This window comes from Curtobacterium sp. PhB115 (assembly GCF_003752025.1).
GTDB lineage: Bacteria > Actinomycetota > Actinomycetes > Actinomycetales > Microbacteriaceae > Curtobacterium.
Genome location: NZ_RJKR01000006.1, coordinates 420,933 through 436,101, shown reverse-complemented (window position 1 = coordinate 436,101; position 15,169 = coordinate 420,933). Strand labels below are relative to the sequence as shown.

The following is a 15,169-nucleotide window of genomic DNA, read 5'->3' as shown; positions in this document are numbered from 1 at the left end:
GGACGCGTCCCGGGAAACCCCCGACACTCCGGTGGTCGTATCGATTCGACGCCCGGGGAGGCTAGCGTTGGAGTCATGTCAGTGCCGACCGAGAACCGTCCCCTGAACATCGTCGTCTGGAACGAGAACGTGCACGAGACCCGCGGTGACGCGACGGTCGTCGAGCACTACCCCGACGGCATGCACACCGTGATCGCCGCGGCGCTGCGCGAACTCCAGCCGGGGGCCGAGGTCTCCACCGCGACCCTGCAGGAGCCCGACCACGGCATCACCGCCGAGCGGCTCGCGACGACCGACGTCCTGTTCTGGTGGGGCCACGCCGCCCACGACGAGGTCAGCGACGCCGTCGTCGACCTGGTCGTCGACGCCGTGCACGCCGGCATGGGCCTCGTGGTGCTGCACTCCGGGCACTACTCGAAGCCGTTCAAGCGTCTGATGGGCACCACCTGCTCGCTGAAGTGGCGGAACGACGGCGAGCGCGAACTCGTCTGGACGGTCGCCCCGGAGCACCCGATCGCCGAGGGTGTCCCGCACCCGATCGTGATCGACCGCCAGGAGATGTACGGCGAGTACTTCGACATCCCGCGTCCCGACGAAGAGGTCTTCCTGTCGACGTTCGCCGGCGGCGAGGTCTTCCGGTCCGGCGTCGCGTACCGCCGCGGCCTGGGGAAGGTCTTCTACTTCTCGCCGGGCGACCAGGAGTACCCCGTGTACCACCACCCGGACATCCAGCGGGTGCTCTCGAACGCCGCCTCGTGGGCGGCTCCGGTGTCCGAGCGGCGCGAGCTCACCGCCGACCAGCACCCCCGGGACTGGTTCCTGGGCGATGGTGCGGGTAGACAGGACGGATGACCCAGCTCGACACCGCCGCACACCGCACCGCCGTCGTCGAGGCGCTCGGTGTCCTCGGCAGCGGCCCGGAGGAGCGCTTCGACCGCATCACCCGGATGACGCAGGAGGCCTTCGGTGTCCCGCTGACGTTCCTGAACCTCGTGCACCACGACGTCGTGACGGCGCAGTCGACGCAGGGGTGGCAGCAGGGCGGCAGTGCGCCGGCCGAGCAGGTCTTCTGCTCCACGACGGTGCTGTCGAACGAGCCGATGGTCGTGCCGGACGCGACGCTCGACCCGCGGTTCAGTCACCTCGCGGCAGTGACCGAGCAGGGCATCCGGTTCTACGCGGGCGCGCCGCTGTCGATGCTCGACGGCACCCGGGTCGGCACGCTCTGCATCATGGACGCCACCCCGCGTGAGCTCTCCGCCGAGGACCTCGACCTGCTCCGGGACCTGGCACGGTGGGCGGAGCGCGAGCTCGGGCACGCCATCGACCGCGGACGCGTCCGCCGGGTGCTCGACGGACTCGTGCCGGAACCGGTCGACGTGCCCGGTTACGACGTGGACACCCTGGTTGTCCGCCGCGAGGACGGTGGCGGCGACGTCGTCGACTGGCGGGTCGCGTCCGACGGTGCACTCCACGTGACGATCGGTGCCGTCGCGGCAGCCGGCCGTGCGTCGGGTCTGCTCGCCTCGGCCGTCCGCGGTGCCGTCGTCGCACGCACCGAGACCGCCATGCAGGACGCGATCGGCGGCCTGGAGGCACAGATCACCGCCGACCTGTCCGCTGCGGACGCCGTCGGCTCGCTCTTCCACCTGCGGCTCGACCCGGCGTCGGGTCACGTCGTCCACGGCGACGCCGGCCACGGACTCGCGGTGCTCGTCCGGTCGGACGGCACGAACAGGGTCCTGCACTCGCTCGACCTGCCGCTCGGCCTGCAGCCCGACGCCATCCCCCGGTCCCCCGACGAGTTCGACCTCGAGCCCGGCGACCGGTTGGTGCTCTGCACCGAGGGGGTCCTGGCGCTCCGGGACGTCGGGCACCTCGACGCGCTCGCCGACCTGGTCCGGTCGGAGCCGGACGGCGCTGCGGTCGTCGAGCGGGTGCGGTCCCTGGTGCCGTCCGGCGACCTGGTGCAGGACGTCACCGTGGTCGTCGTCGCCCGCCACTGACCGTGGCGGATCGGCGTCAGCCGCGGGGGCGGTCCTGTCGGGTGCGCGGTGCCCCGGTGAGCGCGGCGACGAGCAGCGTCGCGAGCAGCCCGAAACCGGCGAGTTCGATGCCGAGGCCAGCGAGCTGCCAGTAGGCGCTCCCGACGACCTGCGGCTGGGTGATCGCCTCCGGCCACCAGCCGTCGATGAGCGGGAACGACCCCGGGAACGGGTCGAGGCCGAACACCACGAGCCCGCCGAGGAGCATCACGACGCCGAGCGCGGCCATCGCGCCGCGGGACCGTCCGAGCATGTGCACGACGAGTGCGGCCGCCATCCCGGCGAGCCCGACCACGGCGATCAGGAACGCGAGCACGACGATGGTCTGCGGCGCGAGCGCGACCCAGTCGAGCACCGCGATCGGCAGCAGCAGCCACCGTCCTGTGCGTGCCCACCGTGCCGGGTTCAGCGATCCGTCCATGGCCGGAACCGTATGGCACCTGTCCGTACGGACGCCGAACGCGTGACCGCGCACGACTACGATCGAGGGACCATGGCGCAGGACGGACGCACCCGGCAGCAGCGGGCGCAGGCGACGCGAGCGGCGATCGTCGCGGGTGCGGCCCGCGAGTTCGACGAACGCGGCTACACCGGCGCCTCGATGGACGCCGTCGCTGACCGGGCCGGGCTGACCAAGGGCGCGCTGTACTTCCACTTCACGTCGAAGGCCGACCTGGCGGGCGCCGTGATCGCCGAGCAGCACGAGATCTCCCGGCGCTACGGCGAGGCCGCGGTCACCCGGGGTGCGACGCCGCTGGAGTCGTTGATGTGGATGTCGCAGGGCCTCGCGACCCAGATGACCACCGAGGTCGTCGTCAGCGCGGGCATCCGGCTCTCGACCGAGGCGGCGACGGGCGACGTGGCGCGGCAGGACCCGTACACCGACTGGATGGCCGTCGTGTCGGACCTCGTGCGGCAGGCGATCGACGCCGGCGAGGTCGATCCGCAGTGGGACCCGGAACTCGTCGGCCGAGTGGTGATCCCGGCGTACACGGGCGTGCAGACGGTCTCCGACGTGCTGGCCGACCGGACGGACCTCTACGAACGGCTGCGCGAGCTCTGGACGGTCCTGCTCGCCGCGATCGCGACCGAGCGGACGCGGTCGGAGATCCCCCGACTGGTCGCCGTGATCGCCCCGGAGTGACGCGGGTCCCCCCAGGGAAACACCCACGTCACCTTCCCTATGAGGATACCAAGTGGTCGGTTTCGGCACCGGCCCCCGTTCGCGGGCATGTGTCCCGCGGCCCACTAGCCTGAGCCGGTGCCAACCCCCTCCGCCGAGTTCGACGTCGACGTCCCGCTGGTCCGGGCGCTGCTGCACGACCAGCACCCCGACCTGGCGGACCTGCCGCTCGTGGTCGTCGCCAACGGCTGGGACAACGTCATCCTGCGGCTCGGCGACGAGTACGCCGTGCGGCTGCCGCGTCGGGAACTCGCCGCACGCCTGGTCGAGCACGAGCAGCGGTGGCTGCCGGAGATCGCGGCGCTGGTGCGATCGGTGGTGGCGGTCCCGGACCCCGTGCGCACCGGCCGTCCGGCGCTCGGCTACCCGTGGTCCTGGAGCGTCGTGCGCTGGCTCCCCGGTGTCCCGGCGGGCGATGCGGCCCGAGGGGTCCGCGTCGCCGAGGGACTCGCCGCCTTCGTCGGGCTCCTGCACGTCCCGGCCCCGGCCGACGCACCGGCGAACCCGTTCCGTGCGGTGCCGCTCGCGTCGCGGAGCGACGCCGTCCTGCACCGGCTCGCGACCGCGGACGTGCCCCGTGCGGTGGAGCTGGCGGCAGCCTGGCGGACCGCGGCAGCGCTGCCGGCCCACGCCGGGCCTCCCGTCTGGGTGCACGGCGACCTGCACCCGTTCAACGTGCTCGTCGACCGCGCGGACGACGGTGTCGACCGCCTGTCGGCGGTCGTCGACTTCGGCGACGTCACCTCGGGGGACCCCGCCGTCGACCTCGCGACCGCCTGGCTGACGCTCGACCAGGAGGCCCGCCACGCGTTCCGGACGCTCGTCGCGGCCCCGGACGCGACCTGGGGACGCGCCCGCGGGTGGGCGATCGCCATCGCCTCCGCCCTCGCGACGTCCGACGAGCGCGCCTTCCGGACCGTCGCGCGACGCAGCATCGACGCAGTGCTGGACGGCTGAGACCCGGCGGGGCTATCGTGACCGCACCATCCGTGCACAGCCGATCGGAGGGGCCGTCATGAGCCTCGAGTTCCGCGTCCAGCACGACGTCGCCACCGACGCCTCTCCCGCCCCCACCCGAACCGACCGAACCGGCTTCCGCGGGCTCCTCGACCGACTCGCCGAGCGGCGCGCAGCCGCCCGTGTCCGACGCGTCGACGCCCGGCTCCGCGAACTCGGCGAACTCGGACAGCTGCTCTCCGACGCGCGTGGGGTGATCGAACGCGGCTGGATCCAGCACGCCTGGTTCGCGTACCTCGACGAGCACGGCCGTGTGCGCAAGGCCTCCAGTGCCGCGGCCATGGACGTACAGGGCCGGCCGCTCGTCGGCGCCTGCCTCGTCGGGGCGGTGGTCTCCGCCGCCGGCGGTCCGCACGCGGTGCACTCGCCGCGGGTGCAGCACTCCCTCGACCTGGTCTGGCACGCCCTCGTCGTGGAAGAAGGCTCGCCGGTGCTCTGGTGCCCCGCGCCGGACATCCGGATGGGCCGCGTCCGCGACCTGACGAGCTGGAACGACTCCGCGGCCCGCACCTCGGCCGAGGTCGCCGGGCTCCTGCTCACCGCGGAACGGGTCGCCGTCCAGGAATCAGCACGCCTGCAGGACGGTGGAGTGGCACGATCGAGGGCATGAGCGACATCGACGCGGTCCCCGACGTCCGACCGGCGGCGGCGACCGCGTCCCTCGTGTCGAGCGGCAACTCGCTGCTCTCCACCGAGGGCTCCTCGTCGCACCCCGACGAGGCCGTCGTCAAGGAGACCCTCCACCGGTACCTGCAGAAGCACCGCGCTGCCCTCCTCGCCAAGCTCGACGGCCTGGCCGAACGGCAGGCACGGTGGCCGGTCACCCCGACCGGCACGAACCTGCTCGGCCTCGTCAAGCACGTCGCCGGCGTGCAGTCGGGGTACTTCGGCGAGGTCTTCGGGCGACCACTGCCGGATCCGCCCGCGTGGATCGAGTCGTCCGACGGCGAGGACATGTACGCGACGCTCGACGAGACCCTCGACGACGTCGTCGCGTTCCACGAACGCAGTGCCGCGCACGCCGACGCGACGATCGAGGCGCTCGACCTCGACGCCCGCGGGACGGTGCCGTGGTGGCCGGAGGGGCACCGCGACGTCACCCTGCACCGGATCCTCGTGCACATGGCGTACGAGACCGCACGGCACGCGGGCCACGCCGACATCGTGCGCGAGATGCTCGACGGACTCGCGGGTGACGGCGACGGGAACCTCGCCGAGAAGACCCCGGAGGAGTGGGTGCTCTGGCGCGAGAAGCTCGTCGACATCGCGGAACGGTCGGAGCTGCGCGACCTGACCCCGTAGCCGATGGCACCTCACGATCGTTACCGTTCTCCCAGGCTTGACGTTCGTACAGGCACCTGACCAGGGATTCCTTGCAAGGTCCATGCAACCGGAACGATCGCATCGGCCGTCCCCGGTTGTACATCCCGTCCGGTCGCTGCGTAGCTTTGGCCGAGCTCGTGCCCCGATCTGTGGGCAGTTCAGCCGACCGGAAAGGGGAGCGCCCACTCGTGTTCCAGTACGTCGTGGAGCGATGGAGCCAGATCTGGTTCGCATCGTGGCAGCACTTCTCACTGGTGGTCCAGTGCACGGTGCTCGCCACGGCCATCGCCGTCCTCCTCGCCACCCTCGTCTACCGCAGCCCCCGGCTCACCTCCGTGGCGAACGGGGTGTCGGCGATCGGCCTCACCCTGCCGTCCTTCGCCGTGATCGGCCTGCTCATCGTGCCGCTCGGCTTCGGCGTCGTGCCGTCCGTCGTCACGGTCGTCTTCTTCGCCACCCTGCCGATCCTGCGGAACGCGGTGGTCGGCCTCGCCGAGATCCCGCCGACCGTCGTCGAGTCGGCGCGGGGCATCGGCATGAGCCGCTTCCGCACGCTCGTGCAGGTCGAGCTGCCGATGGCGTGGCCGATCATCCTGAGCGGCGTGCGGGTGTCCGCGCAGATGGTGATGGGCATCGCCGCGATCGCCGCCTACGCGCTCGGCCCCGGGCTCGGCGGCTTCATCTTCTCCGGGCTGTCGCGCCTCGGCGGCGCCAACGCCCTGTCCTCCGTCGTGGTCGGGGTGGTCGGCGTCGTGCTGCTCGCCCTCGTCCTCGACCTGCTCCTCATCGGCCTCGGCCGTCTGACCATCTCGAGAGGTATCCGTGTCCAGCACTGACTCCGCCACCACCACCGCTCCCGACGGCGACGTCACCGGCCGCAGCATCCTGCTCGACGAGGTCACCAAGCGCTACCCGGGGCAGGCGAAGCCCGCCGTCGACGGCATCACGCTCGAGATCCCGGCCGGCAAGATCGTCATGCTCGTCGGCCCGTCCGGCTGCGGGAAGACGACGACGCTCAAGATGATCAACCGCCTGATCGAGCCCACCGAGGGCCGCATCGTCGTCGGCGACGACGACGTGACCGGCATCGACGCCGACGAACTGCGGCGCCGGATGGGCTACGTGATCCAGGCCGGCGGGCTCTTCCCGCACATGACCGTCGCCGCGAACATCGCGATCGTGCCGAAGATGCTCGGCTGGTCCAAGGAGAAGACCGCAGCGCGCGTCGACGAACTGCTCGACCTGGTCTCGCTCGACCCCGACACCTACCGCGACCGCTACCCGCGGGAACTCTCCGGCGGCCAGCAGCAGCGCGTCGGCGTGGCCCGGGCGCTCGCCGCGGACCCGCCCGTCCTGCTCATGGACGAGCCGTTCGGTGCGGTCGACCCGATCACCCGCCAGCGTCTGCAGGACGAGCTCCTCCGCATCCAGGAGGAACTGCACAAGACCATCGTCATCGTGAGCCACGACTTCGACGAGGCCGTGAAGCTCGGCGACTGGATCGTCATCTTCACCGAGGGTGCGCACATCGTGCAGTACGACACCCCGGAGCGGATCCTCGCCGAGCCCGCGAACGAGTTCGTCGAGAACTTCATCGGCTCCGGCGCCGGGCTCAAGCAGCTCACGCTGAACCGGGTCCGCGACGTCGAGGTCGTCCCCGCGGTGACCTGCTCGCCGGGCGAAGAGGCGAAGGCCGTGCTCCAGCGCATGCAGGAGGCCGGTGGCCACGGGCACGCGGTCGTCGTGGACCGTCGACAGCGCCCGATCGGCTGGCCGACCCGCCGACAGCTCGAGCGCCTCGACCGCATCCCCGAGGGCATCGAGCCGGAGCTGCCGATCGTCGGTGAGGCCGCGACCCTCAACGACGCGCTCGACACCATGCTCGTCTCGAGTGCCGGCGCAGCGCTGGTCACCGGACGCGGCGAGGCGTTCCGCGGCGTCATCACCGTCGAGGTCGTCATGGACGCGATCACCCGGTCCCGCGCGGCGGCTGCCGACGACCAGGCGTACACACCGGTCGGGACGAACACGAACCCGATCGAGACCATGCCGTCCTCGCCGGCCGCACCCGTGGTGGCACCCACGGGAGAAGACCTGTGAGTGCGGTCGCCGCGGGTCCCGCCACCGGGGCCAGCACCTCGTGGAAGGGGCTGCTGTTCCAACCGATCGCGATCCTGGTCGTGCTCGGCGCGTTCGCGGTCTGGCTCGCGACGGCGGACCTCACCCCGACCGAGCGGACGACCCTCAACCCGGCGGACATCCTCGCCCTGACCGGCCAGCACCTCGTGCTGACCCTCGAGTCGACGGTGCTGGTGCTCGTGATCGGCATCCCGCTCGGGGTCCTGCTCACCCGCGGCCCGCTCCGGCGAGCCAGCGGCTACGTGCTCGCCGTCGCCAACTTCGGACAGGCGGCGCCCGCGGTGGGACTCATCGTCCTGCTCGCCGCGTGGCTCGGGTTGAACTCGTGGTCGGCCGTCGTCGCACTCGTGCTCTACGCGATCCTGCCGGTGCTCCGGAACACCATGATCGGCGTGCAGAGCGTCGACTCCCGCCTCGTCGAGGCCGGTCGCGGCATGGGCATGAGCGCGTTCAGCGTGCTGATGCGCGTCGAGCTGCCGCTCGCGGTCCCGGTCATGCTCTCCGGCATCCGGACGGCCCTCGTGCTGCTCGTCGGCACCGCGAGCCTCGCGACCTTCGTCGGTGCCGGCGGCCTGGGCCTCCTCATCACCACGGGCGTGACGCTGTTCCTGCCGAAGGTCCTCGTCGCCGGTGCGCTGCTCGTCGCGCTCCTCGCCCTCTCCATCGACTGGCTCGGCCGTGTGGTCGAGACGGTCGCACGACCGAAGGGTCTCCGATGAACCGCAGCACCCGTCGCCCCGCCCGCAGCACCCGTCGCACCGCCCGCAGCGTCCGCCGTGGTGCCGCCGTCCTCGTCGCCGGCACCACTGCGCTCGTCCTGGCCGGCTGCGGCCTGCAGCCCGCGACGTCGTTCGTCCCCGAGGCCGGCCCCGGCACCATCGAGCGCATCGACGACCTGCCAGACGGCGCCCACATCACCGTGACGTCGAAGAACTTCACCGAGCAGCTCGTGCTCGGGAAGATCGCGGTGCTCGCCGCGAAGGCCGCCGGGTTCGACGTCACCGACGAGACCAACGTGCCGGGCAGCGTCGCGGTCCGCGAGCTGATGACCTCGCACGCCGCCGACTTCACGTACGAGTACACCGGGACCGCTTGGCTGACCTTCATGGGCCACTCCGAGGGCATCCCGGACAAGACCGAGCAGTGGGAGGCGGTCAAGAAGGAGGACGCCGGAAACGGGCTCACCTGGCTCGACCCGGCGCCGATGAACAACACGTACGCGTTCGCCGTGCGGGACGAGGCGGTCAAGGAGCTCGGGGGCATCTCGAAGCTGTCGGACATCGCGAAGCTGCCGGCCAGCGAGCGGACGTTCTGCGTCGAGTCCGAGTTCAACTCCCGCGCCGACGGCTTCAAGCCGATGCTCGAGAAGTACGGTCTGCAGCTCGGCGGTTCCGGCGACTCGTCGATCCCCACGCGCAACGTCAGCATCCTCGACACCGGCACGGTCTACACCGCGACGGACCGGGGCAAGTGCAACTTCGGTGAGGTCTTCACCACCGACGGCCGCATCAAGTCCCTCGGACTGACCGTGCTCGAGGACGACAAGGGCTTCTTCCCGGCCTACAACGTCGCCCCGGTGCTCGACTCGGCCACGCTCGAGGAGTACCCGCAGCTCGCCGACGTCTACGACCAGATCTCACCGAAGCTCACCGACGCGGCGCTGCAGGAGCTGAACCGTCAGGTCGACGTCGAGGGGCGCGAGCCGGCCGACGTCGCGTTCGACTGGATGGTGAAGGAGGGCTTCATCACGAAGCCGTGAGGGCGGGCGGCGGTCGGTTCGCTCACCCGGTGAGTGGAAATGGTCGGGTCGCCGGGCGGGACCCGACCATTTCTACTCACCATCTGTCGGACGGGAGGCGCGGTGCCAGCTGGCACCGTCCCTCCAGGCACGGCCGTCGCCCCGCTGGCGCGGTGCGCCGGTACCGGCTAGTGGGGCCCACCTCCCGTCCGTGCCGTGGTGGCGTCTCAGGCCGCAGCGATGCGCGCAGCCGTGTCACGGATCGACGCGACCACGCGGGCACGGACCTCTTCCGGGTCGGACCCCTCGTGGCGCGCCGAGCTCCGCAGCCCGGTCATGCACATGCCGAGCAGCATCTCGGCAGCCTGCGGGGTCGCGGCGTCCGGCCCCCATGCCGGATCGCGTTCGAGGATCGTGCGCACCGCACCCGTCATCGCCTCGGCCACGGTCGTCATCCGGCTGACCTGGCGGCGCATGAGCTGCGGGAAGCGCACGATGACCTCTTTCCGGGCGAGCCGCTCGCGCTCGTCCCCGAAGGACTCGCCGAACACCAGGAACGCGAGGTCCACGACCGCCTGCGCCGCCGACTCCCCCGCGACCGTCGCCAGGTGAGCGTCGAGGGTCGAGGGTTCGAGGTCGAGCTCGGTGTGCCCGAGGACCGCGTCCTCCTTGCTCTCGAAGTAGTTGAAGAAGGTGCGGGGCGAGACCTCGGCACGCGCGGCGATCTGCTCGATCGTGGTGTGGTCGATGTCCTGCTCGAGCGCCAGGGACCGCGCGGCCTCGGCGATGCGGTGGCGGGTCTCGATGCGCTTGCGGTCGCGGAGGCCCAGCTCGGGGGTGCGCGCGGTGTCGGGCATGGGCTGACTGTAACCCGTACGTTCCACCGTCTACAGCAGATGCAAACTTGCAGTCGTGCAGCGGACAGTACGCTCGGCACATGACCACTCCCGTGCTCGAGGCCCGTGACCTCGCCAGGACCTACGGCCGAGGCGCGACACGGTTCGACGCGCTCAAGGGGGTGTCGCTCCAGGTGCACCAGGGCGAGAGCCTCGCGATCGTCGGCAAGTCGGGCTCCGGCAAGTCGACGCTCATGCACCTGCTCGCACTGCTCGACAAGCCGTCCGCGGGGCAGGTGCTCCTCGACGGCGCCGACGCCGCGACGCTCAGCCCGCGGCAGGTGAACCGCACGCGCAACAGCACCTTCGGGTTCGTGTTCCAGCAGTTCTTCCTCACCCCGAAGACCTCGGTCCTCGACAACGTCGTGCTGCCGCTCAAGATCGCCGGCGTCTCCGGAGCCGAGCGGAAGCGCCGCGGCATGGCGGCGCTCGACTCCCTGGGCCTCGCCGACAAGGCGAAGAACGACGCGAACGACCTGTCCGGCGGCCAGAAGCAGCGCGTGGTCATCGCCCGTGCGCTGGTCGGCGAGCCGAGCGTCATCTTCGCCGACGAGCCCACCGGCAACCTCGACACGAACACCGGGCAGGTGGTCGAGGACATGCTCTTCGGCCTGCAGCGCGAACGTGGGATCACGCTCGTCGTGGTCACGCACGACGAAGAACTCGCGGGACGCTGCGACCGCAGCGTCAACGTCCGCGACGGACTCATCGTCGGAGGATCGGACGGCATGCCCACCGCCGGTGCCGCCGTCGACCAGCAGGCCACGCACGGAAGGCACTCCGCATGAACTTCCTCGACCTGCTCCGCACCGCGGTCGCGAACACCTTCCGCTCGAAGCTCCGCACCACGTTGACCGTCATCGCGATCTTCATCGGTGCCTTCACCATCACGCTGACCTCGGCGATCGGCACCGGCGTCAGCAACTACATCGACACGCAGGTCTCGTCGATCGGCGACACCGGCTCGCTGACCATCACGAAGGCCGTCGAGACCTCGACGACCGACAGCGGGCCGGCGAAGTACGACCCCGACGAGTCCGGCCAGAGCGTCGACCGCGGTCCGGCGTCGTTCTCGTACCTGTCGCAGACCGACGTCGACGACATCCGCGGAACGAAGGGGATCGACACCGTCCGTCCCGCGGTCGCACTCGCCCCGAAGTACGCCGAGCACGACGACGACGGCAAGTACGTCGTCTCGCTCACCGCCAACGCTGGCGAGCTCGACGCGGACCTGGCGAGCGGGAAGCAGCTCGACGACGACACCGACGCGAACCAGGTGATCCTGCCGACGAACTACCTGGAGAACCTCGGGCTCGGCAGCGCGAAGGCCGCCGTCGGCAAGGAGCTCACCTTCGCCGTCGACGACTACCAGGGCAAGGAGCACACCCTCACCGCCACGGTGGTCGGCGTGCAGAACGAGTCGCTGTTCGGGGGCGGGGCCGGGGCGAACGCCGCACTGACCGACGCCATGCAGGCCGCGCAGGAGATCGGCAAGCCGGACTCGATCGCGACGTCGTACGCCAGTGCCACCGCGACGCTCGACCCCGGGGCCTCCGCCACCACGGTCAAGAAGGCGCTGTCCGACGAGGGCTTCACCGGTCAGACCATCCAGGACCAGCTCGGCCAGTTCCAGACGGTCATCAACGGCATCGTCGGCGTGCTCAACGCCTTCGCCGTGATCGCCCTGGTCGCGGCCGGCTTCGGCATCATCAACACGCTGCTCATGAGCGTGCAGGAGCGCACCCGCGAGATCGGCCTGATGAAGGCGATGGGCATGGGCGGGGGCAAGGTCTACACGCTCTTCTCGCTCGAGGCGGTGTTCATCGGCTTCCTCGGCAGTGCCATCGGTGCCGGGGTCGCGATCCTGCTCGGCACCGGGATCTCGAACGTGCTCGCGGGCACCGTGCTCAAGGACCTGCCGGGCCTGCAGATCATGCAGTTCGCGCCGAGTTCCGTCGCGACGATCATCCTCGTGGTGATGTTCATCGCGTTCCTGGCCGGTACCCTCCCTGCGCGCCGCGCCGCGCGGCAGAACCCGATCGAGGCGCTCCGGTACGAGTAGCGCCCGGCGTGCATAGTGTCGGGACGGTGACGGCATTCGGACGGGACCTCGGCGACGGGTACACGCTGACCCTGCGCGACCTGACGACGATCGAACCCGTGCTCGCACTCGTGCACGCGAACCGGGACCGACTGCGTGCCGCCGAGCCCTGGGCGTGGGGTCCGCAGACGCTCGACGGTGCCACCCTGCACACCGAGCGGCTGCTCGGCCAGTTCGCGATGGACCGCGCGCTCCCCTGCGTCATCCGTGCGGACGACCGGATCGTCGGAGCCGCCTCGTTGTCGTTCGACCCGTACCTCGGGCAGGCGTCGCTCGGCTACTGGGTGGACGCCGGCCTGGAGGGGCGTGGTGTCGTCCGGCGGGCCGCCACCGTCCTCGTCGAGGTCGCCCGGGCACGCGGCACCGCGCGGCTGGAGATCCGCACGGCCGTCGACAACACGCGCAGCCGCGGCCTCGCCGAGCGGCTCGGATTCACGCACGAGGGCACCCTGCGCAGCGGGATGCCGCTCGGTCCGAACCGCGTCGACGTCGCCGTCTACGGTCGGGTGCTCTGACCGGTCGTGCGCCGCGCGTGCGGACGGAGGGTCACCCGCCGCCGGTATCGTCGACGCATGGCCTTGTTCGGACGACGCAACCACGACGTGCGCGATCGACCCGTCAGCCAGGTCGAACTGAAGCGTGCCGTCGACGAGGGGTTCCTCATCGCGAAGGCCGCGGTCACGATCGCCGTCGGCAACCGGATCATCACCAACGCCCTGCGCGACCAGGGGTACTTCGACCACGCCCTGATCGCCGAGGCCACGCGCGAGGAACTCCACCGCATGGCCGAGGAACAGCGTGGCGACGCAGCGCGCATGCGTGACATCCGGTCGAAGTCGAGCAAGCAGAAGGGGCGTTCGCGGCACCAGCACGACTACCGCCGGGGCGACGACCTGAAGCTCCGCACGCGCGAGGCCACCTACGAGCAGCTCGCGACGATGCTCGACAAGCGCCGGGACGACCAGCACTTCGTCGACGGCATCGTGCTCGCCGCCCGTGCCCGCGCCTGGGACGACATCGGCACCACGGTCGTCGGGCGACTCGGCTGGGCGCAGCGTCCCGCCGATGACTACGAGGTCGGCCGCGACGACCGGCTGCAGCAGATGCTCGACGAGGACTTCGCCGCGCTGCTCGCCGAGCACCCCGTCGGCTCGACCCCTGTCGACGCCGACGAGCCCGACGACGCCGACGGCGACCAGGACGAGTCCGACCCGGCTGACCCGGACACCGCCCGCCCCTGACCGGGACCACACGCAGACGCGAGTCCCTAGGCTCGGAGCATGGTTGATGCGGTGGTCGTCGGAGCGGGACCGAACGGACTCGCGGCGGCGGTGACCCTCGCGCGTGCGGGCCTCTCGGTCGAGGTCGTCGAGCGGAACGACACCATCGGCGGCGGAGCCCGGACCGCCGAGCTCACCCTGCCCGGCTTCCTGCACGACGTCTGCTCCGCCGTGCACCCGATGGCGCTGCAGTCCGAGTTCTTCCGGCTGTTCAAGATGGAGGAGCGCATCGAGCTCCGCCTGCCAGAGGTGCAGTACGGGCACCCGCTCGACGGCGGCCGTGCCGGCATCGCGTACCAGGACCTCGAACGGACCGCGGCGGGGCTCGGCGTCGACGGGCCGGCCTTCGCGCAGCTGATGGCTCCGCTCGCGCGGAACGCCGACCAGGTCGCCGACTTCGCCACGGACGCACTGCTGCACGTGCCGCGCCACCCCCTCACGGTGCTGCGGTTCGGCCTCCGGGCACTCGAGCAGGGCAGCAGCGCCTGGAACCTGCGCTTCCGCGGCGACGCCGCCCCGGCGATGGTGTCCGGCGTCGCGGCGCACTCGATCCAGCACCTGCCCTCGCTGTCGACGGCAGCGGCGGCCCTGTCCCTCGGCTCCTACGCCCACGCCCGCGGTTGGCCGGTGCCGATCGGTGGCAGCCAGGCGATCGTCGACGCGCTCGCCGCGGACCTCGTCGCGCACGGCGGTCGGATCGTCACCGGGCACGAGGTCCGGTCGCTCGGTGACCTGACCCCGGCGAAGGCGGTGCTGTTCGACACGAGCGTGCCGGGGATGCTGCGGATCGCGGGGAAGCAGATCCCGACGCCGAAGCGCGGCGCCCTCCGCCGGTTCCGGTTCGGGAACGCCGCGGCGAAGGTCGACTTCGCGCTGTCGGACCCGGTGCCGTGGACGAACGAGGAGCTCCGGAAGGCCGGCACCGTGCACATCGGCGGAACCCGCGCGGAGATCGCCGCCGCCGAACGGGCCGTCGCGCACGGGCAGCACGCCGACCGGCCGTACGTCCTCGGTGCGGAGCCGACCGTGGTCGACCCGTCGCGCGCTCCCGAGGGGAAGCACGTCTTCTGGGCGTACGCGCACGTCCCCGCCGGCTCGGACGTCGACCCCACCGAGGTGGTCACGCGCCAGATCGAGCGCTTCGCGCCGGGCTTCCGCGACACGATCCTGTCGTCGAACTCCCGGACGGCCGCCCAGATGGCGGAGTACAACCCGAACTACGTCGGCGGCGACATCGCCGCCGGTGCTGCGAGCTTCTGGCAGCTCGTCAAACGCCCGGTCCTGTCGAGCGACCCGTGGCGGATGGGCGGCGGCATGTACCTGTGCTCGGAGGCCTCGGCGCCCGGACCCGGTGTGCACGGCATGGCCGGGTGGCACGCGGCGAAGAGCGCACTGCGGCACACCTTCGGGCTGCCCCAGGACGTCGATCTCACCCCGGAGGACTGAT

17 protein-coding genes are annotated in these 15,169 nt (G+C 71.3%); 15 read left to right on the top strand and 2 right to left on the bottom strand.

Annotated features, from left to right (window positions below):
- Positions 1–75 precede the first annotated feature (75 nt).
- Together EDF19_RS07620 and EDF19_RS07615 are read left to right on the top strand one after the other, a co-directional pair.
- Positions 76–852 (top strand): ThuA domain-containing protein, encoded by a 777-nt coding sequence (locus EDF19_RS07620; RefSeq protein ID WP_260217012.1) that lies wholly within the window; start codon positions 76–78, stop codon positions 850–852.
- Entirely contained in the window at positions 849–2,006 is a 1,158-nt protein-coding gene (locus EDF19_RS07615; RefSeq protein ID WP_123680300.1) for a PP2C family protein-serine/threonine phosphatase, read from the top strand. Before EDF19_RS07620 ends, EDF19_RS07615 begins: the two co-directional genes overlap by 4 nt.
- A gap of 16 nt (positions 2,007–2,022) precedes the next feature.
- Here EDF19_RS07615 and EDF19_RS07610 read toward each other — a convergent pair whose 3' ends face one another.
- Positions 2,023–2,466: a hypothetical protein gene (locus EDF19_RS07610; protein ID WP_123680299.1), complete on the bottom strand. Its 444-nt coding sequence runs from the start codon at positions 2,464–2,466 to the stop codon at positions 2,023–2,025.
- A gap of 72 nt (positions 2,467–2,538) precedes the next feature.
- Between EDF19_RS07610 and EDF19_RS07605 the strand changes: the two genes are divergently transcribed.
- The 8 genes from EDF19_RS07605 (at position 2,539) to EDF19_RS07570 (ending at position 9,466) form a co-directional block, all read left to right on the top strand.
- A complete protein-coding gene (locus EDF19_RS07605; RefSeq protein WP_185022738.1) occupies positions 2,539–3,189 on the top strand; it encodes a ScbR family autoregulator-binding transcription factor in 651 nt (216 codons plus the stop codon).
- Between the two features lie 117 nt (positions 3,190–3,306).
- Positions 3,307–4,185 carry an aminoglycoside phosphotransferase family protein gene (locus tag EDF19_RS07600; RefSeq protein WP_123680297.1) on the top strand — a complete coding sequence of 293 codons (879 nt, stop codon included), beginning with the start codon at positions 3,307–3,309 and terminating at the stop codon, positions 4,183–4,185.
- 58 nt (positions 4,186–4,243) lie between these two features.
- Positions 4,244–4,855, top strand: coding sequence for a hypothetical protein (locus EDF19_RS07595; protein WP_123680296.1), 612 nt, complete (start codon positions 4,244–4,246; stop codon positions 4,853–4,855).
- Positions 4,852–5,547 (top strand): DinB family protein, encoded by a 696-nt coding sequence (locus EDF19_RS07590; protein WP_123680295.1) that lies wholly within the window; start codon positions 4,852–4,854, stop codon positions 5,545–5,547. The genes EDF19_RS07595 and EDF19_RS07590 overlap by 4 nt, the downstream gene beginning before the upstream one ends.
- 209 nt (positions 5,548–5,756) lie before the next feature.
- Positions 5,757–6,404 (top strand): ABC transporter permease, encoded by a 648-nt coding sequence (locus EDF19_RS07585; protein WP_123680294.1) that lies wholly within the window; start codon positions 5,757–5,759, stop codon positions 6,402–6,404.
- The gene (locus EDF19_RS07580; RefSeq protein ID WP_123680293.1) at positions 6,391–7,668 is read left to right on the top strand and encodes an ABC transporter ATP-binding protein; all 1,278 of its coding nucleotides are present in this window, start codon (positions 6,391–6,393) and stop codon (positions 7,666–7,668) included. Before EDF19_RS07585 ends, EDF19_RS07580 begins: the two co-directional genes overlap by 14 nt.
- Positions 7,665–8,426 (top strand): ABC transporter permease, encoded by a 762-nt coding sequence (locus EDF19_RS07575; protein ID WP_123680292.1) that lies wholly within the window; start codon positions 7,665–7,667, stop codon positions 8,424–8,426. Before EDF19_RS07580 ends, EDF19_RS07575 begins: the two co-directional genes overlap by 4 nt.
- Positions 8,423–9,466: a glycine betaine ABC transporter substrate-binding protein gene (locus EDF19_RS07570; protein ID WP_123680291.1), complete on the top strand. Its 1,044-nt coding sequence runs from the start codon at positions 8,423–8,425 to the stop codon at positions 9,464–9,466. Before EDF19_RS07575 ends, EDF19_RS07570 begins: the two co-directional genes overlap by 4 nt.
- A gap of 206 nt (positions 9,467–9,672) precedes the next feature.
- Here EDF19_RS07570 and EDF19_RS07565 read toward each other — a convergent pair whose 3' ends face one another.
- Positions 9,673–10,302 (bottom strand): TetR/AcrR family transcriptional regulator, encoded by a 630-nt coding sequence (locus EDF19_RS07565; RefSeq protein ID WP_123680290.1) that lies wholly within the window; start codon positions 10,300–10,302, stop codon positions 9,673–9,675.
- A gap of 80 nt (positions 10,303–10,382) precedes the next feature.
- On the opposite strand from EDF19_RS07565, the gene EDF19_RS07560 reads away from it, so the two are divergent.
- The 5 genes from EDF19_RS07560 to EDF19_RS07540 are packed head-to-tail and all read left to right on the top strand — an operon-like array spanning position 10,383 to position 15,168.
- Positions 10,383–11,129, top strand: a complete 747-nt coding sequence (locus EDF19_RS07560; RefSeq protein WP_123680289.1) for an ABC transporter ATP-binding protein — start codon at positions 10,383–10,385, stop codon at positions 11,127–11,129.
- Positions 11,126–12,403, top strand: coding sequence for an ABC transporter permease (locus EDF19_RS07555; RefSeq protein ID WP_123680288.1), 1,278 nt, complete (start codon positions 11,126–11,128; stop codon positions 12,401–12,403). The genes EDF19_RS07560 and EDF19_RS07555 overlap by 4 nt, the downstream gene beginning before the upstream one ends.
- A gap of 26 nt (positions 12,404–12,429) precedes the next feature.
- On the top strand, positions 12,430–12,957 hold the full coding sequence (locus EDF19_RS07550) for a GNAT family N-acetyltransferase (RefSeq protein ID WP_185022737.1): 528 nt from the start codon (positions 12,430–12,432) through the stop codon (positions 12,955–12,957).
- A 57-nt stretch (positions 12,958–13,014) separates the two neighbouring features.
- Entirely contained in the window at positions 13,015–13,683 is a 669-nt protein-coding gene (locus EDF19_RS07545) for a hypothetical protein (protein ID WP_123680286.1), read from the top strand.
- A 39-nt stretch (positions 13,684–13,722) separates the two neighbouring features.
- Positions 13,723–15,168 carry an NAD(P)/FAD-dependent oxidoreductase gene (locus EDF19_RS07540; protein WP_123680285.1) on the top strand — a complete coding sequence of 482 codons (1,446 nt, stop codon included), beginning with the start codon at positions 13,723–13,725 and terminating at the stop codon, positions 15,166–15,168.
- The last annotated feature ends 1 nt before the right edge of the window (position 15,169 follow it).